The organism is Pseudomonas sp. GW821-FHT03E01 (assembly GCF_059420765.1).
Genome location: NZ_JBWKUI010000005.1, coordinates 326,767 through 347,286, shown reverse-complemented (window position 1 = coordinate 347,286; position 20,520 = coordinate 326,767). Strand labels below are relative to the sequence as shown.

Sequence of the window (20,520 nt, the reverse complement as noted above, 5' to 3'; positions counted from 1 at the left end):
GGTCCTTATAGCGAGTGGTTTGCGGCCCGATGTCACCGGGCCGCCAAGAGGATTAATGGCTGACGTTATCGACCGCGATGGCTTCTCCGCTGACATCGGCGTAGTAAGGCTGCCGTTTGGCGATGATCAGGTAGAGCATCCCTGCAATCCCGGCGCCAATCAGCCAGGAGAATGGCGAGACGCTGTCGAAACCTGGCACCAGGGCCAGGACAATGGCGATCAAGGCGGCCGGAATGAACGCCGCCACGGCGCGCAAATTGACCCCACGGCTGTAGTAATAATCGCCATCGGGATCTTCGCTGTACAACTGCGGCACGTTGATCCGGCCTTTTCGTACCTGCCAGTAGTCGACCATGATCACCCCGTACAACGGGCCGAGCAGGGCGCCGAGGCCCGACAGGAAATACACGATCACCAGCGGGCTGTTGTAGAGGTTCCACGGCAGGATCAGCACAGCGATGGTCGCGCTGATCAGTCCGGCGCGGCGGAAGGTCAGGTATTTGGGCGCCAGATTGCTCAGGACAAAGGCCGGGGCCACGAAGTTGGCCATGATGTTCACTGCCACGGTGACAATCAGGAACGCCAGGCAACCGAGTACCAGAAAGAAGGTATTGGGAATCGACGCGATGATCTCGGTCGGGCTTTCGATGATCCGGCCATTGATCTGAAATTGCGCACCGCACAGCAGGACGGTGATCCCGGCGAATACCAGAATGTTGACGGGCAGGCCCCAGAAATTTCCGACCCGGATGGTCTTGCGGCAGGGAGAAGAGCGGGCGAAGTCGCAGAAATTGAGGATTAGCGTGCCGTAGATCGACAGCCACAAGGCGCCGCCGGCAAAGATATTGCGCCACATCTCACCGCCACTCAGCGGTTCACGAATCGACCAGGCGATGGTGGCGTTGGCCTGGAAGTACATCCAGCCGGCGAGGGCGGCGACGGTCAACAAAATCACCGGGCCGGCAAACGCCTCGTAGCGTCGCACCATTTCCATGCCATAGGCCAGAATCGCCAACTGCACGAACCAGATCGCCACGAAACACACCCAGCCCAGGCTCGACAGTCCGAGTATCGAATTGTGGTCGTAATCGGCGAGTCCGGGATGCACCGCCGTCAGCAATACGCGAAAGACCACTGACGCCAGGTACGTCTGAATTCCGAACCAGGCAATGGCGATAACGGCGCGAATCAATGCAGGAATCTGCGCGCCATGGATGCCGAAACTGATCCGGCTGATCACCGGAAACGGCACCCCGGTTTTCTGGCCCATGTAACCGGAAAGGTTCATGAAGCAATACACCAGCGCAGCACCGATTCCCAAGGACAGCAGAATCTGCCAGCCGCTCAGGCCCAGTGCATACAAGCCAATGGCAAAGGAGTAGTTGGCAATGTTGTGCACATCGTTTGTCCACAGGGCAAAGATGCTGTAACGGCCCCAGCGCCGACCTTCGGCCTTGGTCGGCGCGAGGTCCTTGTTATGCAGGCGGGGGCTGAGCACGACGGGTGGTTGAAACGTTTGATCGTGAATCACGGAGGTAGAAAGAGGAGAGGTCAGATCCAGCGCAATATTGTTATTGGGGAGGCTAGTACGCATTCCGGCAGGCTCCTGAAGCTCGTTGCCGCGATGACTGTGCATGAGCGTGGGCTCGACAAATCTTCGTCGCGGGTGGGAGAGCATCATTGGTTACGGGGCATCTGCAGCCTGTACGGGATAGGGCGCTTCAGGCTTGCGGATCTAAAGTGTGTGTATGTTTTTGTATTTATTGTATACAAAACATGTCTTCACTTAAGCCAGATATGTGCCAGTCGGTGATCTATAAAATTTAAGGCTAATTTCGTTTTGTTATTTATTGAAGATAAGTAGTTGAAAAAAAGACGATATAAATTGACCGATTGAACAGGTATTTATTTTGGGCAGGGTTTTGTCGGAGTGTTCGACTGAGGAAGTCAGGACAGGGGAATGTAACTTTTTGGGGCGCTAAAACTAAAAGTGCACACAGATATGGCACTTATGGTGACATTTCTGTGTACACATTTTTAAAGTAAACGATCACAGGCTTCGCCAGCTCCTGCAGGAGCTGCTACGGGCTGCGATCTTTTAAGCTTTGGACTTGCTGATGATGTTTCCGGCATGCAGCCCGCATTCTTTCTGCGTGGCTTCTTCCCACCACCAACGACCTTCGCGCTCATGCTGGTTCGGCAGCACCGGACGGGTGCAAGGCTCGCAACCAATGCTGATGAATCCGCGTTCATGCAGGCTGTTGTACGGCAGCTCCAGCATGCGGATGTAACCCCAGATCTCTTCGCTGGTCATCTGTGCCAACGGGTTGAACTTGTACAGGGTACGTTCCGGGGTGGAAAACGCGGTGTCGATTTCCAGCACCGCGACGGCGCTGCGGGTGCCCGGGCTCTGGTCCCGACGCTGGCCGGTGGCCCAGGCGGTCACGCCAGACAGTTTGCGACGCAGCGGCTCGATCTTGCGAATGCCGCAGCACTCGCCATGGCCATCCTTGTAGAAACTGAACAGGCCTTTTTCCTTCACGAAAGGTTCGAGCTTGCTGTAGTCCGGCGACACCACTTCGATATCGATCTTGTAGTGCTCGCGCACCTGCTCGATGAAGCGGTAGGTCTCGGGATGCAAGCGGCCGGTGTCGAGGCTGAACACTTTGACGTTCTTGTTCAGCTTCCAGGCCATGTCCACCAGCACCACATCCTCGGCGCCGCTGAAAGATATCCACAGGTCATCGCCGAACTCGGCAAACGCGAGTTTCAGGATGTCCTGGGCGGATTTGTTGGCATAGGTCGTGGCGAGTTCCACGACGTCGAACGATGGGCTCATCAGGGCGGCTTCCTACAGGTCGGTGGCGCTGGGCGCTCTATATGCGTCGATGGTAACAAAATCCTGCGGTGGCTGGCGCGTCCTCTGCGTTGCACGGAGGGGGGCGAGTCGCTAGAGTTCGGCAGTCCTTTTGCTCGCTCGACTCATAAATAATACTAATGGGAGTGTCTTGTGGAAATTGCCTGTCTGGATCTTGAAGGTGTGCTGGTCCCGGAAATCTGGATCGCCTTTGCCGAAAAAACCGGGATCGAGTCCCTCCGGGCCACCACTCGGGACATTCCCGACTACGACGTGTTGATGAAGCAGCGCCTGCGGATTCTCGACGAGCATGGCCTGAAGCTCTCCGACATTCAGGAAGTGATCGCTACGCTCAAGCCTCTGGAAGGCGCCAGTGAATTTGTCGACTGGCTGCGTGAGCGCTTTCAGGTGGTGATTCTGTCGGACACCTTTTACGAATTTTCCCAGCCGCTGATGCGTCAACTGGGCTTCCCGACTTTGCTTTGTCATCGTCTGATTACTGACGATGCCGGTCGGGTCACGGGCTATCAGCTGCGTCAGAAAGATCCCAAGCGTCAGTCGGTTTTGGCGTTCAAGAGCCTCTACTACCGAGTGATTGCGGCGGGGGATTCCTACAACGACACCACGATGCTGGGCGAGGCGGATGCCGGGATTCTGTTCCACGCGCCGGACAATGTGATTCGCGAGTTCCCGCAGTTCCCGGCGGTGCACAGCTTTACCGAGTTGAAGCAGGAGTTCATCAAGGCCTCGAACCGGGCTTTGAGTTTGTAGTCGTCTGCGAGGATGCCTTCGCGGGCAAGCCTCGCTCCTACAGGGCATGGTCGATTCCACGACCTGAATTCTGTAGGAGCGAGGCTTGCCCGCGAAGCTTTTAGAGGCCCTGCAACGTTTCGAGCAGCACCTTCACCTTGGTAATCGATTCCTGATACTCCGCCTGCCAATCCGAATCCGCGACGATCCCCCCGCCGCCCCAGCAGCACACCTGCCCATCCTTGACCAACAAACTGCGAATGGCGATGGAGCTGTCCATCTCCCCGCGCACGTCCAGATACAGCAATGAACCGCAATACAACCCGCGACGGGTCGGTTCCAGTTCATCGATGATCTGCATGGCGCGAATTTTTGGCGCGCCGGTAATCGAGCCGCCGGGGAAGCTGCCGGCGATCAAGTCCAGCGCGTCCTTGTCATCCGCCAGTTCGCCGGTAACGCTGCTCACCAGGTGATGCACGTTCGGATAGCTTTCCAGGCTGAACAGCTCCGGCACCCGTACCGAGCCGATACGGCAGGTACGACCCAGATCGTTGCGCAGCAAGTCGACGATCATCAGGTTTTCCGCGCGGTCCTTGGGACTGGCCAGCAGTTCGGCGGCGTTCGCCGCATCTTCGGCAGAGGTCAGCCCGCGGGGGCGGGTGCCTTTGATCGGGCGGGTTTCGACGTGGCGCTCGCTGACTTTGACAAAGCGCTCCGGCGACAGGCTCAGCACCGCGTCGCCGTTGGGCAGGCTCTGGAAGCCGGAAAACGGTGTCGGGCAAGCCGCCCGCAGCGCGCAATAGGCCGCCCACGGATCGCCCTGGCATTGGGCGCGAAAGCGCTGGGCGAAGTTGACCTGATAGCAGTCGCCAGCCTGGATGTACTGCTGAATGCGTTCGAAGGCTTGCCGATAGTCGTCAGCGCTCAGGTCAGCACTCATCGGGCCGTCCAGTTTGAATGGCTGGATATTCTCGGTGGTGGGCTGAGTGAACAGTTCGATCAGCCGTTGTCGTTCGCTGTCGATCAGCGTCGGGTGGAACACCAGTTGACTGGTAGCCAGATGGTGATCGCTGATCAGTGCCCAGTCATACAGCCCGAAGCGTGCGTCGGGCAATTGCAGATCGTCCCGCGCCTGGCTCGGCAGGTTTTCCAGATGCCGGCCGAAGTCGTAGCTCAGGTAGCCGATCAGGCCGCCGGCGAAGGGCAAGTCGTCAGGGACGGTTGCTTCACCGAGCCGTGTAAGGTTCTTGCGAAGGCGTTGCAGGAAATGGCTGCCGCTTTCATCCGGCAACACGGCCAGTTGCTCCAGCGGCCAGGCGCTGAGCAGGTCAAAACGCCCACGTTCGGCACTCGGCCGGCCGCTGTCGAGCAGCACGGCACCGGGGGCATGACGAATCGCCGCGAAGTACTCGGCAGGGTTGGCGCGATAGGGCAGCGGGTGTACAGAACAGGTCAACATGGGCGGGGCAGATCAGCCAACGAGGCGGGGGAGCGATTGTAGTCCTCTGCAGGATTTGCTCCTAGAGGGGATGTCGGCAAGAGATACATCTGCGGCGAGGGAAGTTTGCCTGTGGCGAGGGAGCTTGCTCCCGGCGGACTGCGAAGCAGGCCCAAAAAAATCAGCCCCTCGGTTTTCAGAGAAACCGAGGATGCCGTTTTATGACTGCTGCGCAGTCAAGCGGGAGCAAGCTCCCGCGCCACAAAGAGCCAGAGGGGTCAGCCCTCAATCGTCGGAATATGCCCAAACAGTTCCTGAACGAACGCCACACGTTCCTGCGCCGTTTCGGTGATCCCGCGCGCCTTCAGCTCTTCGAGTCGCGCCTCGACCGCGTGGGTACGGGACGTCAGGCCGCAATCGTTGGCGATCTGAATGTTCAACCCAGGCCGGGCATTGAGCTCAAGAATCAGCGGCCCTTTCTCCTGGTCAAGCACCATGTCGACGCCGATGTAGCCCAGCCCGCACAACTCGTAACAGCCGGCGGCCAGTTTCATGAAACCGTCCCAGTAGGGCAGTTGCACGCCGTCTACCGCGTTGGTGGTGTCCGGGTGTTTGTTGATGATGTTGTTCAGCCAGGTGCCGCGCAATGTCAGGCCAGTGGCCAGGTCGACACCGACGCCGATGGCGCCCTGGTGCAGGTTGGCCTTGCCGCCGGACTGGCGGGTCGGCAGGCGCAGCATGGCCATCACCGGATAACCCATCAGCACGATGATGCGGATATCCGGCACACCTTCATAGCTGATGCTTTTGAAGATCTGGTCCGGGGTCACGCGGTATTCGATCAGCGCACGGTCGCGGTGCCCGCCCAGGGAATACAGGCCGGTGAGGATGCTCGAGATATGGTGCTCGAGTTCCTCATGGTCAATGATCTTGCCGGACACTGTGCGATAGCGCCCCTCGAACCGGTCGGCAACCACAATGATGCCGTCGCCGCCGGCGCCCTGGGCCGGTTTGATCACGAAGTCGGTGCGCCCGCCGATGATCTCCTTGAGGTTATCGATTTCCTTCTCGGTGGAGATCACGCCGTACAGCTCCGGCACGTGGATGCCGGCGGCGATGGCGCGTTCCTTGGTGATGATCTTGTCATCGACGATCGGGTACAGGCTGCGCTTGTTGTACTTGAGCACGTAGTCGGCGTTACGCCGATTGATCCCCATGATGCCCCGGGCCTCCAGGGCTTTCCAGGTCTTCCAGAGACCGAACATCAGGCGTCAGCCTCCTTCAGGAAAGCCTTGAAACGCACCAGTTCGGTCAGGCGGTAACCGCGATAGCGACCCATGGCCAGCATGAAAGCCACCAGAATCAGCAGGACCGCCGGGAAGGTGAACACGAAGTACACCAGCTCCGGCACGCTCATGATCAGGTGCGCCAGGGAGGCGGCGAACAGCGTGCCGATCGCCACTTTCATGGCATGGCCGCCACCGCGCTCTTCCCAGGTGATCGACAGGCGTTCGATGGTCATGGTCAGAATCACCATCGGGAACAGCGCCACCGACAATCCGCGCTCCAGGCCGAGTTTGTGGCTGAACAGGCTGATCGCCGCGATCAGCACCACCACGAAGGTCAGCACCACCGACAATCTCGGCAGCATTTGCAGTTTCAAGTGCTCAAGGTAGGAACGCAGCGACAGCCCCAGCGCCGTGATGATGGTAAACAGCACGATGCCGAAGCCGAGCTGGGTTTCCCGGAAGGCGAGGGCGATCAGCACCGGGGTAAAGGTGCCGAGTGTCTGGATGCCGATCAGGTTGCGCAGGATCAGGATCACCAGCACGCCGATCGGGATCATCACCATGATCATGAAGGTCTGCTGGGTTTGCAGCGGCAGGCCGTACAGCGAGTAGTCGAGGAAGTTGGCGTCGGAGTTCTCGTCGGTCAGCTTGGCCAGGCGAATGGCGTTCATTTCGCTGTTGTTCAGGCTGAAGGTGACGTTGGCTTTCTTGCCGCCATCGACGGTGATCAGGTTTTCATCGCCGGTCCACCACAGCAAGCGGTCGGTGGGCAGGCCCTGTTCGCCGGTTTCCGGGTTGAAGTACAGCCAGTCGGTACCGTTGAAACTGCGCAACCAGAGTTCAGGCGTTTGCGGCTGATCGGCCACCAGGCGGATGGTGTGGACCTTTTCCACCGGCACGTGGGCGATGGACAGAACCAGCTCAACGATTTTGGCTTTGTTCGCGGTGGACGTATCGCCGGCCAGCAGCAGTTTCACGTTGTCGTCGTTGAGGTTGTTGACACGCTTGATGGCTTCGCCGATGAAAGTTTCGACGTCGGCCGAATGCTGGCGGATCGGCGCGAGCAAGGCTTCGGCGGCGATTTTTTCCGGACCTTCGACGGCGATGCTGTCGCGGAAGGTCGCCCCTTTGACCTTGGATTTTTCGCCGGTGTAGCGCTTGGTCAGCACCAGGCGGTAATAAAGGGTCTGGTTGCCCTTGGCCCGACGTGCCGACCAGGTGACCTTGCGGTTGCCGTCGACACGGTTCACTGCCACACCGTAGTTATTGGAAATGAAACTCTCGTTAAGGCTCACGTAGTCGCGGCTCAGCGGCGGCACGAACATCTGGATCTTGATCGGGTCTTTGGCGTTGGCGACGAACTCGACCTTGGCGTCGATGTTCCACAAGTCATCGGTGGCATCTTCAGTCACCGGAATACCGAGCACGAAAATCTGATAGGCCGTAACTGAAATGCCCAGCACCACCAGGATGGCGATCAGCAATTTCAGATGGAGGGTAAGAGAGCGCATTGGAATTACTCTGCGGTATGTGCGTCGGTGGCGCAGGCAGGTTTGCCAGCAGCGTATTTAAGACTTGGATCGACCAGCGCATCGAAACGCTTGAGTGCCTCGGAGCCGATCAAGAGCGGGTATTGGAAGGCGCTGCGGTCGGTCAGGTTCACTTCAATACTGCGTAAAGCCGACCCCATGCAGATATCCAGCTCGATGACCGGACGGGCGGTGTACTTCTTGCCTTCTTCCGGGTCGTAGTCACCGGCCCGGCGCTTGATCTTGCTGACACGGGCCAGCGGTCGTTCAATCGGGTGCGAATGCGCGGCGTCGATGGCCAGATAGAAGCGCACCCAGGATTCGCCATTGCGTTTGAAACGTTTGATGTCGCGGGCGCTCAGCGAGGCGGTTTTCGCCCCGGTGTCGAGTTTGGCGGCAACTTCCAGGTTGATGCCATCCAGCGACGCGTACTCATTGAGGCCGTACACAGTCTTTTCCCCTGCCGCGGCAAAACCTGACAGGCCAAGAAGACAAAGAAATGTGGTGAAGAGCTTGAGTCTCATAAATCCTGATGCGCAGCGGTCCGTTCTTCAATTCAAGGCCCTGGCATTGCTGCACAAGCTCCCTCGTATGCCTATCCTTTTTTTATGACAGGCAATGCAGATGACAAGCAAATGCGGGCGGCATTCTAGCACGGTGGTTTTATGGCGCCAGCGCTGGCGGACGGCTGTAACCGAGGGTGCTGCTTCTTTATGGTGCAAGCGGTTATTAGACGATTGTCGACAATGTCTATTTATCCTTTGACGTAACCGGCCTTATTCGCTAGTTTTTGCGGCATTGCTTTTAAAGGTGTCGACAATATGCTGGATCAACTCGATCCCCCGGTCACGGTTCAGGACGACTCGGAAACACTTTCCGAAAACGTCTTCCGACGCATTCAGGCGGCCATCGTCAAGGGTGAGATCGCCCCGGGCAGCAAGATCTCCGAGCCGGAGCTGGCGCGCACCTACGGCATCAGCCGCGGGCCGTTGCGTGAGGCGATCCACCGACTGGAAGGCCAGCGCCTGCTGGTTCGCGTGCCGCACGTCGGGGCGCGGGTGGTGTCGTTGAGTCACGCCGAATTGCTGGAACTCTACGAAATCCGCGAATCCCTGGAAGGCATGGCGTGCCGTCTGGCGGCTGAACGCATGACCGTTGAAGAAATCGACGAACTGCGCCGGGTGTTGGAAACCCACGAGCGTGATGCGGCGTTTCAGGCGGGCGTCGGCTATTACCAGCAGGAAGGCGATTTCGACTTTCATTACCGGATCATCCAGGGCAGCGGCAACCGCACCCTGACCCAGATGCTCTGCGGCGAGCTCTATCAACTGGTGCGCATGTACCGCATCCAGTTTTCCACCACGCCCAATCGGCCACGCCAGGCGTTTGCCGAGCACCACCGAATTCTCGATGCCATCGCCGACCGTGACGGTGAACTGGCCGAGTTGTTGATGCGCCGTCACATCGGCGCCTCCAAACGCAATATCGCCCGTCACTACCAGGACGGCGCTAACCCGACAGCCACTGAACGAGGTGAGTCATGAGTTCCAACAAGAGCACTCCAGGCCAGCGTTTCCGCGATGCGGTCGCCAGCGAGCATCCGCTGCAAGTGGTCGGCACGATCAACGCCAACCACGCGCTGTTGGCCAAGCGCGCCGGTTTCAAGGCTATCTACCTGTCGGGGGGCGGGGTGGCTGCCGGCTCCCTCGGCGTGCCGGACCTGGGCATTACCGGCCTGGATGACGTGCTGACCGACGTGCGCCGCATCACCGACGTTTGCGACCTGCCGCTGCTGGTGGACGTGGACACCGGTTTCGGTTCCTCGGCGTTCAACGTCGCCCGTACCGTCAAGTCGATGATCAAGTTCGGCGCGGCGGCAATTCACATCGAAGACCAGGTCGGCGCCAAGCGCTGCGGTCACCGTCCCAATAAAGAGATCGTTTCGCAGCAGGAAATGGTCGACCGCATCAAAGCCGCTGTTGATGCGCGCACCGACGACAGCTTCGTGATCATGGCCCGCACCGATGCCCTGGCGGTGGAAGGTCTGGAGTCTGCACTGGATCGCGCCGCCGCGTGCATCGAGGCCGGCGCCGACATGATCTTTCCGGAGGCCATCACTGAACTTGAGATGTACAAACTGTTCGCCAGCCGCGTGAAAGCGCCGATCCTGGCCAACATCACCGAGTTCGGCGCGACACCGCTGTACACCACCGAGCAGCTCGCCGGTGCCGATGTGTCGCTGGTGTTGTACCCGCTGTCGGCGTTCCGCGCGATGAACAAGGCTGCGGAAAACGTCTACACCGCGATCCGCCGCGACGGCACGCAACAGAACGTCATCGACACCATGCAGACGCGCATGGAGCTTTACGATCGCATCGATTACCACACGTTCGAGCAGAAGCTCGATGCGTTGTTTGCGGCGAAGAAGTAAGGCGCAATCCCCCACAACTTGCCGATTCCCTAACAAATTCAAGATTGGAGACAGCAATGGCCGAAGCAAAAGTACTCAGTGGCGCCGGGCTCCGTGGCCAGGTTGCCGGGCAAACCGCACTGTCCACCGTGGGCCAGTCGGGTGCCGGCCTGACCTATCGCGGTTACGACGTGCGCGAACTGGCGGCTGACGCACAGTTCGAAGAAGTGGCTTACCTGCTGCTGTACGGCGAACTGCCGACCCAGTTACAACTGGCCGGCTATACCGAGAAACTGAGCAAGCTGCGCGACCTGCCGCAAGCGTTGAAGGAAGTGCTGGAGCGCATCCCCGCCGACGCCCATCCAATGGATGTGATGCGCACCGGTTGCTCGTTCCTGGGCAACATCGAGCCGGAGAAAGATTTCTCCGAGCAGCACGACAAAACCGACCGCCTGCTGGCCGCGTTCCCGGCGATCATGTGCTACTGGTATCGCTTCAGCCACGACGGCAAGCGCATCAACTGCGTGACCGACGAAGCCTGCATCGGCGGCCATTTCCTGCACCTGTTGCACGACAAGAAGCCGAGCGAGTTGCACGTCAAGGTGATGAACGTTTCGCTGATCCTCTACGCGGAGCACGAATTCAACGCCTCGACCTTCACCGCTCGGGTGTGTGCCTCGACGCTGTCGGATCTGTATTCCTGCATCACCGCTGCCATCGGTTCCCTGCGCGGCCCGCTGCACGGCGGGGCCAACGAAGCGGCGATGGAAATGATCGAGCGCTTCAGCTCGCCGGAAGAGGCGGTCGAGGGCACCCTCGGCATGCTGGCACGCAAGGACAAGATCATGGGCTTCGGCCACGCGATCTATAAGGACAACGATCCGCGCAATGAGGTGATCAAGGGCTGGTCGAAAAAACTCGCCGACGAAGTGGGCGACACGGTGTTGTTCCCGGTTTCAGAAGCCATCGATGCAACCATGTGGGAACAGAAGAAACTGTTCCCGAACGCCGACTTCTACCACGCCTCGACGTACCACTTCATGGGCATCCCGACCAAGTTGTTCACACCGATCTTCGTCTGCTCGCGCCTGACCGGCTGGGCGGCCCACGTGTTCGAGCAACGTGCCAACAACCGCATCATCCGCCCGAGCGCCGAGTACGTCGGCGTCGAACAGCGCAAGTTCGTGCCAATCGAACAACGCTGACCGGGGAGGGCGCCGGTACTGGTTACTGACGAAACCGGGAACCCTGCAGGTCGGGGTTCAGCCCGGTGCCAGGCGCCCACCTATTGAAATTACCGTGACCGAGTCCTGACGATGAATACTGAATTCCGCAAACCGCTGCCCGGCAGCTCTCTGGATTATTTCGACGTCCGTGCGGCGGTCGATGCCATTGCGCCAGGCGCCTACGACACCCTGCCGTACACCTCCCGCGTGCTGGCGGAAAACCTCGTGCGTCGCTGTGACCCGGCCACGCTCACCGATTCCCTGAAGCAACTGATCGAGCGCAAACGCGACCTCGACTTCCCGTGGTTTCCGGCCCGCGTGGTGTGCCACGACATTCTCGGTCAGACCGCCCTGGTGGACCTTGCCGGCTTGCGCGATGCCATTGCCCTGCAAGGCGGCGACCCGGCGCAAGTGAACCCGGTGGTGCCGACGCAATTGATCGTCGACCATTCCCTGGCCGTCGAGCGTGGCGGCTTCGATCCCGAGGCCTTCGAAAAGAACCGCGCCATTGAAGACCGTCGCAACGAAGACCGTTTCCACTTCATCAACTGGACCAAGAAAGCCTTCAAGAACGTCGACGTGATCCCGCCGGGCAACGGGATCATGCACCAGATCAACCTGGAGAAAATGTCGCCGGTGATCCAGGTGCGCGACGGCGTGGCTTTCCCTGATACCTGCGTCGGCACCGACAGTCATACCCCGCATGTCGATGCGCTGGGTGTGATCGCCATCGGCGTCGGCGGTCTGGAAGCGGAAAGCGTGATGCTCGGCCGCGCGTCGTGGATGCGTTTGCCGGAAAGCGTTGGCGTCGAGCTTACTGGCAAGCTGCAACCGGGCATCACCGCTACCGACATGGTGCTGGCGCTGACCGAATACCTGCGCAAACAGAAAGTCGTCGGCGCGTGGCTGGAGTTCTTTGGTGAAGGTGCGTCAAACCTGACCCTCGGCGACCGCGCGACCATTTCCAACATGGCCCCGGAATACGGCGCCACTGCGGCAATGTTCTACATCGACCAGCAGACCATCGACTACCTGAAACTCACCGGCCGTGAAGACGAGCAAGTGCAACTGGTCGAGAGCTACGCCAAACAGACCGGCCTGTGGGCCGATAGCCTCAAAGGCGCGCAGTACGAGCGCGGGTTGAGCTTCGACCTGTCCTCGGTGGTGCGCAACATGGCCGGCCCGAGCAATCCGCATGCGCGTGTCGCGACCTCGGATCTGGCTGCCAAAGGCATCTCCGGCCAGTGGGAAGACGTGCCCGGCCAGATGCCGGACGGTGCGGTGATCATCGCCGCCATCACCAGTTGCACCAACACCAGTAACCCGCGCAACGTCATTGCCGCCGGCCTGCTGGCGCGCAATGCCAACCAGCTTGGGCTGACCCGCAAGCCATGGGTCAAGTCGTCCCTGGCACCCGGTTCGAAAACCGTGGCGCTGTATCTGGATGAAGCCGGTCTGACCAAAGAGCTGGAGCAACTCGGCTTCGGCGTCGTGGCCTTCGCCTGCACTACCTGCAACGGCATGTCTGGTGCGCTGGATCCGGTGATCCAGCAAGAGATCATCGACCGCGACCTGTACGCCACCGCCGTACTCTCCGGCAACCGCAACTTCGACGGGCGGATTCACCCGTACGCCAAGCAGGCGTTCCTCGCATCGCCGCCATTGGTGGTGGCTTATGCCATCGCCGGCACCATCCGTTTCGACATCGAAAAAGATGTACTGGGCGTGGTCGATGGCAAGGAAATCCGCCTGAAAGACATCTGGCCGAGCGACGAAGAAATCGACGCGGTGGTCAAGGCCTCGGTCAAGCCGGAGCAGTTCCGCCAAGTGTACATTCCGATGTTCGCCATCCACGAAGACACTGGCCCGAAAGTCACGCCGCTGTACGACTGGCGCGAGATGAGCACCTACATCCGTCGTCCGCCGTACTGGGAAGGCGCGCTGGCCGGCGCGCGTCCGCTCAAGGGCATGCGCCCGCTGGCGGTGCTGCCGGACAACATCACCACCGATCACCTGTCGCCTTCGAACGCGATCATGCTCGACAGCGCAGCGGGTGAGTACCTGGCGAAAATGGGCCTGCCGGAAGAGGACTTCAACTCCTACGCCACGCACCGCGGCGACCACTTGACCGCGCAGCGCGCAACCTTCGCCAACCCGAAACTGTTCAATGAAATGGTGCAGGAAAACGGCAAGGTCAAGCAGGGTTCTCTTGCCCGCGTGGAGCCGGAAGGCAAAGTGATGCGCATGTGGGAAGCCATCGAAACCTACATGGAACGCAAGCAGCCGCTGATCATCATTGCCGGTGCCGACTATGGCCAGGGTTCGTCCCGGGACTGGGCGGCCAAAGGCGTGCGTCTGGCGGGGGTGGAAGCGATTGCCGCCGAAGGTTTCGAGCGCATTCACCGCACCAACCTGGTGGGCATGGGCGTGTTGCCGCTGGAGTTCCTGCCGGGCACCAATCGTAAAACCTTAGGGATAGATGGCAGCGAAACCTATGACGTGATCGGCGATCGCACCCCGCGCGCGACGCTGACGCTGGTGATCAACCGCAAGAACGGTGAACGCGTCGAAGTGCCGGTGACCTGCCGCCTCGACACCGCCGAAGAAGTGTCGATCTACGAGGCCGGCGGCGTGTTGCAGCGTTTCGCTCAGGACTTCCTCGAAGAGTCGGCGGTTGCCGTTTAACACGACGAGCCGCGCGGGATTTCAAGTCCCGCGCTGGCCATACAGGATCAATATGGCTCACGCATCTCAGATAAAAATCCCTGCCACCTACATGCGCGGCGGCACCAGCAAAGGCGTGTTCTTCAGCCTCAAGGATTTGCCCGAAGCGGCGCAGATGCCAGGCACCGCCCGCGATGCCTTGTTGCTGCGCGTGATCGGCAGCCCCGATCCGTACGAGAAGCAAATCGACGGCATGGGCGGCGCGACGTCCAGCACCAGCAAAACCGTGATCCTGTCGAAAAGCATCAAGGCCGATCACGACGTCGATTACCTGTTCGGTCAGGTCGCCATCGACAAACCTTTCGTCGACTGGAGCGGCAACTGCGGCAACCTGTCGGCGGCGGTGGGTTCGTTCGCCATCAGCAATGGCCTGGTGGATGCCAGCCGCATTCCGCACAACGGTGTGGCGGTGGTGCGCGTGTGGCAGGCCAACATCGGCAAGACCATCATCGCTCATGTACCGATCACCAATGGCGAGGTGCAGGAAACCGGTGATTTTGAACTCGACGGCGTGACCTTTCCGGCCGCCGAAGTGCAGCTCGAATTCATGGATCCGGCGGCGGAAGAAGAGGGTGGCGGTGGCTCGATGTTCCCCACCGGCAATCTGGTGGACGACCTTGAAGTGCCAGGTGTCGGCACGCTCAAGGCTACCCTGATCAACGCTGGCATCCCGACCATATTCATCAACGCCGAAGACATCGGCTACACCGGCACCGAGTTGCAGGGCGCGATCAACAGTGACCTGGAGGCTTTGGCAATGTTCGAAACCATCCGCGCTTACGGTGCGCTGCGCATGGGGCTGATTGAACACCTGGATGAGGCCGCCAAGCGCCAGCACACGCCGAAGGTCGCGTTCGTCGCCCCACCTGCGGATTACATCGCGTCCAGCGGCAAGAAAATCGCAGCCGCCGACATCGACCTGCTGGTGCGCGCGTTGTCCATGGGCAAGCTGCACCACGCCATGATGGGCACGGCAGCGGTGGCGATCGGCACGGCGGCGGCGATTTCCGGCACCTTGGTCAACCTGGCAGCGGGCGGTATCGAACGCAACGCCGTGCGCTTCGGCCATCCGTCCGGCACCTTGCGCGTGGGCGCCGAGGCCGCAAAGGTCAACGGTGAGTGGACGGTGAAAAAAGCCATCATGAGCCGCAGTGCGCGGGTGTTGATGGAAGGTTATGTCCGGGTGCCGGGGGATTGTTTCTAACCTCAATCCAGGCATACACAAATCCCTGTGGGAGCGCCGCTCCCATAGGTGATGCATTTCCAAAACAAGAGTGTTGTGCCGACTGAGACTACCCTGAACCGAGGTCCCATCAACGAACCACTTCAAGAGTGAATCGAACATGAGCGCCAACGTCGACCTGAACACCCGCCCCGACTACGACACGGTTCTGCAGGACATCGCCGACTACGTCCTCAATTTCAACATCCAGTCGCCCGAGGCGCTTGATACTGCCCGCAATTGCCTGATGGACACCCTCGGCTGCGGCTTGCTGGCGCTGCGTTTCCCCGAATGCACCAAACACCTGGGTCCTATCGTCGAAGGCACTGTCGTCCCCTTCGGCGCCCGCGTGCCCGGCACCAGCTATCGTCTCGACCCGGTCAAGGCCGCTTGGGACATCGGTTGCATCGTCCGCTGGCTCGATTACAACGACACCTGGCTCGCCGCCGAATGGGGCCATCCGTCCGATAACCTCGGCGGTATTCTCGCGGTGGCCGACCACCTGTCGCAAAAGCGCCTGGCCAATGGCGACGCCCCGTTGACCATTCGCGCTGTGCTGGAAGCCATGATCATGGCGCACGAGATTCAGGGCGTGATCGCCCTGGAGAATTCGTTCAACCGCGTCGGTCTTGATCACGTGATTCTGGTGAAAGTCGCCTCGACCGCCGTCACTGCCAAACTCATGGGCGCCAATCGCGAGCAGCTGCTGTCGGCGTTGTCCCATGCCTTTGCCGACGGCCAGGCGCTGCGCACTTACCGGCATGCGCCGAACGCCGGATCGCGTAAATCCTGGGCGGCCGGAGACGCGACCAGTCGGGGCGTGCGTCTGGCGGACATTGCGATGCGTGGTGAGATGGGCATCCCCGGTGTACTGACCGCCAAGCAATGGGGTTTCTACGATGTACTGTTCAGCCACACCAACAACGACCTGGGGCTCAAGCCTGAAGGCAAGCGAGCTTTCAGTTTTTCCCGGCCGTTCGGCAGCTATGTGATGGAAAACGTGCTGTTCAAGATCAGCTTCCCCGCCGAGTTCCACGCGCAAACGGCCTGCGAGGCTGCCGTCACCCTGCATCCATTGGTCAGGAATCGCCTGCATGAAATCGACAGGATCGTTATCACCACCCACGAATCAGCGATCCGCATCATCTCCAAGGTCGGCCCGCTGGCCAACGCTGCGGACCGCGATCACTGCCTCCAGTACATGACCGCCGTACCCCTGGTATTCGGCAATCTGGTGGCCGAGCAGTACGAAGACGACTTCCACGCCGCGCACCCGATTATCGATGTGCTGCGCGACAAAATGGTCATTGTCGAAGACCCGCGCTTCACCCGCGAATACCTGGAGGCGGACAAACGCTCCATCGCCAACGCGGTACAGGTGTTCTTCAAGGACGGTTCCAGCACCGATAATGTGATGGTGGAGTACCCGATCGGTCATCGCCGGCGCCGTGCTGATGGCATTCCGTTGCTGGAAGACAAGTTCAAGGTCAACCTGACGACGCGCTTCACGGCTCAGCGAAGCGCCGAGATCCTTGCGCTGTGCAAGGACCCGGCAGCACTTGAAGCGACGCCGGTGAACCGGTTTGTGGATTTGTTTGTGATCTAGCTGGCCGCGAAGGCGGCATAACTGCCGCCGACTATCTACTTGAACCGCCGTTCCACACCTTTCTCCACCAGAATCTTCGCCGAGATCTCTTCCACGGAGAAATGCGTGGAATTGATGTGGGGAATGTTCTCGCGTCGGAACAGATTCTCCACCTCGCGCACTTCGAATTCGCACTGCGCGTAGCTCGAATAGCGGCTGTTGGGCTTGCGTTCGTTGCGGATCGCGGTGAGGCGGTCCGGGTCGATGGTCAGGCCGAACAGCTTGTGATGATGGGCGCGCAGGGCGGTCGGCAGTTGCAGGCGCTCCATGTCGTCTTCGGTCAGCGGATAGTTGGCTGCGCGGATGCCGAATTGCATGGCCATGTACAAACACGTCGGTGTTTTGCCGCATCGCGACACGCCTACTAGTATCAAGTCAGCTTTGTCGTAATAGTGCGTGCGGGCGCCATCGTCATTGTCGAGGGCGAAGTTCACCGCCTCGATACGCTCCATGTAATTGGAGTTATGGCCGATGGAGTGGGATTTGCCGACGGTGTAGGAAGAATGCTCGGTCAGCTCCTGTTCAAGGGGCGCCAGGAAGGTCGAGAAAATGTCGATCATGAAACCATTCGACGTTGCGAGAATCTCACGAATGTCCTGATTGACAATGGTGTCGAAAATAATCGGACGAAAACCATCGTTTTCGGCGGCTTTGTTGATTTGTTGTACCATGGCCCGCGCTTTATCAGCGTCGTCGATGTACGGTCGTATGATTTTGCTGAAGGTAATGTTTTCGAACTGCGCCAGCAGGCTTTGGCCGAGGGTTTCGGCGGTAATGCCGGTGCCATCGGAGATAAAGAAAGCAGATCGTTTCATTTGCACCTTGGGCCTTAAGCTAGTGACGATTCTTGGATATAGTAGGCGCGATTTGTCGGCCACCGATGGCCCGCATTCTCACTTATTTTCCAGGTCCAGGCCATACAGCCGGCAAAGGCTCCCCCGAGTCGCCGGCTTCTGAGCTTTTCCAACACAGTTAGTGGAGAGATCACCTTGGTAGAGTACGTAGTTTCCCTCGATAAGCTCGGCGTCCATGATGTAGAGCATGTGGGGGGCAAGAACGCATCCCTGGGCGAGATGATCAGTAACCTTGCAGGCGCCGGTGTATCGGTGCCAGGTGGCTTTGCCACGACAGCTCAGGCTTATCGTGATTTTCTGGAACTGAGCGGCCTGAACGATCAGATCCATGCCGCCCTCGACGCCCTGGACGTCGATGATGTAAACGCCTTGGCCAAGACCGGCGCCCAGATCCGTCAATGGATCATGGAAGCCGAGTTCCCCGAGAAGCTCAACGCCGAGATCCGCACCGCGTTCGCCACGCTGTCGGCCGGCAACCCTGACATGGCCGTGGCCGTGCGCTCTTCCGCTACCGCCGAAGACCTGCCGGACGCTTCCTTCGCCGGTCAGCAGGAAACCTTCCTGAACATCCGTGGTGTCGAAAACGTCATTCGCGCCGCCAAAGAGGTGTTCGCCTCCCTGTTCAACGATCGCGCCATTTCCTACCGCGTCCACCAGGGCTTCGACCACAAGCTGGTGGCCCTGTCGGCTGGCGTGCAGCGCATGGTCCGCTCCGAAACCGGCACCGCCGGGGTGATGTTCACCCTCGATACCGAATCGGGCTTCCGTGATGTGGTGTTCATCACCGGCGCCTACGGCTTGGGTGAAACCGTCGTACAAGGCGCGGTGAACCCGGATGAGTTCTACGTCCACAAAGGCACGCTGGAAGCCGGTCGCCCGGCCATCCTGCGTCGCAACCTGGGCAGCAAAGCCATCAAGATGATCTACGGTGACGAAGCCCGCGCCGGTAAATCGGTCAAGACCATCGACGTGGACAAGGCCGATCGTGCGCGTTTCTGCCTGACCGACGCCGAAGTCAGCGAGCTGGCCAAGCAGGCGATGATCATCGAGAAGCACTACAAGTGCCCGATGGACATCGAATGGGCCAAAGACGGCGACGACGGCAAGCTCTACATCGTGCAGGCCCGTCCGGAAACCGTGAAGAGCCGTACCCAGGCCAACGTCATGGAACGTTACCTGTTGAAAGAAACCGGCACCGTGCTGGTGGAAGGTCGTGCCATCGGCCAGCGCATCGGCGCCGGCAAGGTGCGGATCATCAAGGACGTGTCCGAGATGGACAAAGTCCAGCCGGGCGACGTGCTGGTTTCCGACATGACCGACCCGGACTGGGAACCGGTCATGAAGCGCGCCAGCGCCATCGTCACCAACCGTGGCGGCCGTACCTGCCACGCGGCGATCATCGCTCGCGAGCTGGGCATCCCGGCCGTGGTCGGTTGCGGCAACGCCACCCAGCTGTTGAAAGACGGCCAGGGCGTGACCGTTTCCTGCGCTGAAGGCGACACCGGTTACATCTTCGAAGGCGAACTGGGCTTCGACATCAAGAAAAACTCCGTGGATGCCATGCCGGAGCTGCCGTTCAAGATCATGATGAACGTCGGCAACCCGGACCGCGCCTTCGACTTCGCGCAACTGCCGAACGCCGGTGTGGGCCTGGCCCGTCTGGAATTCATCATCAACCGCATGATCGGCGTGCACCCCAAGGCGCTGTTGAACTACGGTGGCCTGCCGCAGGAAATCAAGGACAGCGTCGACAAGCGCATTGCTGGTTACAGCGACCCGGTCGGCTTCTATGTCGACAAACTGGTCGAAGGTATCAGCACCCTGGCGGCAGCGTTCTGGCCGAAAAAGGTCATCGTGCGTCTGTCGGACTTCAAGTCCAACGAATACGCGAACCTGATCGGCGGCAAACTCTACGAGCCGGAAGAAGAAAACCCGATGCTGGGTTTCCGTGGCGCTTCGCGTTACATCAGCGAATCGTTCCGTGACTGCTTCGAGCTCGAATGCCGCGCCCTCAAGCGCGTGCGTAACGAGATGGGCCTGACCAACGTTGAAATCATGGTGCCGTTCGTCCGTACCCTGGGCGAAGCGAGCCAGGTGGTCGATCTGCTGGCTGAAAACGGTCTGGCCCGTGGCGACAACGGTCTGCGCGTGATCATGATGTGCGAACTGCCGTCCAACGCGATCCTGGCTGAAGAGTTCCTCGAGTTCTTCGACGGTTTCTCCATCGGCTCCAACGACCTGACCCAGCTTACCCTGGGCCTGGACCGTGACTCCGGGATCATCGCGCACCTGTTCGACGAGCGTAACCCTGCAGTCAAGAAGCTGCTGGCCAACGCCATTGCCGCGTGCAACAAGGCCGGCAAGTACATCGGTATCTGCGGTCAGGGCCCTTCGGACCACCCGGACCTGGCCAAGTGGCTGATGGAGCAGGGCATCGAAAGCGTTTCGCTGAACCCCGATTCCGTACTGGAAACCTGGTTCTTCCTGGCTGAAGGTCAGGCTTCGGCCTGATGGTGTGAGTGAAAGGGCCGATCTGTGATCGGCCCTTTCAGAGATTCAAGTAGGGCGGGCTCCTC

At 59.9% G+C, this 20,520-nt stretch carries 15 protein-coding genes; 8 read left to right on the top strand and 7 right to left on the bottom strand.

Annotated elements, in window-relative coordinates; all coding sequences use genetic code 11:
- Window positions 1-52 precede the first annotated feature (52 nt).
- Complete coding sequence (locus tag AC07VO_RS11110; protein WP_086945777.1) at window positions 53-1,594, bottom strand: NCS1 family nucleobase:cation symporter-1; 1,542 nt, start codon at window positions 1,592-1,594, stop codon at window positions 53-55.
- Between the two features lie 504 nt (window positions 1,595-2,098).
- Window positions 2,099-2,839, bottom strand: coding sequence for a phosphoadenylyl-sulfate reductase (locus AC07VO_RS11105; RefSeq protein WP_007942164.1), 741 nt, complete (start codon window positions 2,837-2,839; stop codon window positions 2,099-2,101).
- 171 nt (window positions 2,840-3,010) lie between these two features.
- Between AC07VO_RS11105 and thrH the strand changes: the two genes are divergently transcribed.
- The gene (gene thrH, locus AC07VO_RS11100; protein ID WP_086945776.1) at window positions 3,011-3,628 is read left to right on the top strand and encodes a bifunctional phosphoserine phosphatase/homoserine phosphotransferase ThrH; all 618 of its coding nucleotides are present in this window, start codon (window positions 3,011-3,013) and stop codon (window positions 3,626-3,628) included.
- Window positions 3,629-3,728: 100 nt separating this feature from the next.
- Here the strand turns inward: thrH and pabB are convergent, their stop codons facing one another.
- The 4 genes from pabB to rloA all read right to left on the bottom strand — a co-directional run bounded on the left by pabB (window position 3,729) and on the right by rloA (window position 8,387).
- Entirely contained in the window at window positions 3,729-5,066 is a 1,338-nt protein-coding gene (pabB, locus tag AC07VO_RS11095) for an aminodeoxychorismate synthase component I (protein ID WP_086945775.1), read from the bottom strand.
- 257 nt (window positions 5,067-5,323) lie between these two features.
- Window positions 5,324-6,310, bottom strand: a complete 987-nt coding sequence (locus AC07VO_RS11090; protein ID WP_018925248.1) for an alpha-L-glutamate ligase-like protein — start codon at window positions 6,308-6,310, stop codon at window positions 5,324-5,326.
- Window positions 6,310-7,845 carry an osmotic stress tolerance membrane protein RloB gene (gene rloB, locus AC07VO_RS11085; RefSeq protein ID WP_018925249.1) on the bottom strand — a complete coding sequence of 512 codons (1,536 nt, stop codon included), beginning with the start codon at window positions 7,843-7,845 and terminating at the stop codon, window positions 6,310-6,312. Before rloB ends, AC07VO_RS11090 begins: the two co-directional genes overlap by 1 nt.
- Window positions 7,846-7,850: 5 nt before the next feature.
- Window positions 7,851-8,387 (bottom strand): retropepsin-like aspartic peptidase RloA, encoded by a 537-nt coding sequence (gene rloA / locus AC07VO_RS11080; protein ID WP_019579744.1) that lies wholly within the window; start codon window positions 8,385-8,387, stop codon window positions 7,851-7,853.
- 297 nt (window positions 8,388-8,684) lie between these two features.
- Between rloA and AC07VO_RS11075 the strand changes: the two genes are divergently transcribed.
- The 6 genes from AC07VO_RS11075 to prpD all read left to right on the top strand — a co-directional run bounded on the left by AC07VO_RS11075 (window position 8,685) and on the right by prpD (window position 17,051).
- Window positions 8,685-9,407, top strand: coding sequence for a GntR family transcriptional regulator (locus AC07VO_RS11075; protein WP_007902102.1), 723 nt, complete (start codon window positions 8,685-8,687; stop codon window positions 9,405-9,407).
- Window positions 9,404-10,294, top strand: coding sequence for a methylisocitrate lyase (gene prpB / locus AC07VO_RS11070; protein WP_018925250.1), 891 nt, complete (start codon window positions 9,404-9,406; stop codon window positions 10,292-10,294). The genes AC07VO_RS11075 and prpB overlap by 4 nt, the downstream gene beginning before the upstream one ends.
- 56 nt (window positions 10,295-10,350) lie before the next feature.
- Window positions 10,351-11,478 carry a bifunctional 2-methylcitrate synthase/citrate synthase gene (gene prpC / locus AC07VO_RS11065; protein ID WP_018925251.1) on the top strand — a complete coding sequence of 376 codons (1,128 nt, stop codon included), beginning with the start codon at window positions 10,351-10,353 and terminating at the stop codon, window positions 11,476-11,478.
- Between the two features lie 111 nt (window positions 11,479-11,589).
- Entirely contained in the window at window positions 11,590-14,184 is a 2,595-nt protein-coding gene (acnD, locus tag AC07VO_RS11060; RefSeq protein WP_111454666.1) for a Fe/S-dependent 2-methylisocitrate dehydratase AcnD, read from the top strand.
- A 52-nt stretch (window positions 14,185-14,236) separates the two neighbouring features.
- Window positions 14,237-15,427, top strand: a complete 1,191-nt coding sequence (prpF, locus tag AC07VO_RS11055) for a 2-methylaconitate cis-trans isomerase PrpF (RefSeq protein ID WP_086945773.1) — start codon at window positions 14,237-14,239, stop codon at window positions 15,425-15,427.
- Between the two features lie 139 nt (window positions 15,428-15,566).
- Window positions 15,567-17,051 (top strand): 2-methylcitrate dehydratase, encoded by a 1,485-nt coding sequence (gene prpD / locus AC07VO_RS11050; RefSeq protein ID WP_018925254.1) that lies wholly within the window; start codon window positions 15,567-15,569, stop codon window positions 17,049-17,051.
- A 35-nt stretch (window positions 17,052-17,086) separates the two neighbouring features.
- Here prpD and ppsR read toward each other — a convergent pair whose 3' ends face one another.
- Window positions 17,087-17,905, bottom strand: coding sequence for a posphoenolpyruvate synthetase regulatory kinase/phosphorylase PpsR (gene ppsR / locus AC07VO_RS11045; protein WP_018925255.1), 819 nt, complete (start codon window positions 17,903-17,905; stop codon window positions 17,087-17,089).
- 174 nt (window positions 17,906-18,079) lie between these two features.
- On the opposite strand from ppsR, the gene ppsA reads away from it, so the two are divergent.
- Window positions 18,080-20,455, top strand: coding sequence for a phosphoenolpyruvate synthase (ppsA, locus tag AC07VO_RS11040; RefSeq protein ID WP_086945772.1), 2,376 nt, complete (start codon window positions 18,080-18,082; stop codon window positions 20,453-20,455).
- Window positions 20,456-20,520: the final 65 nt, after the last annotated feature.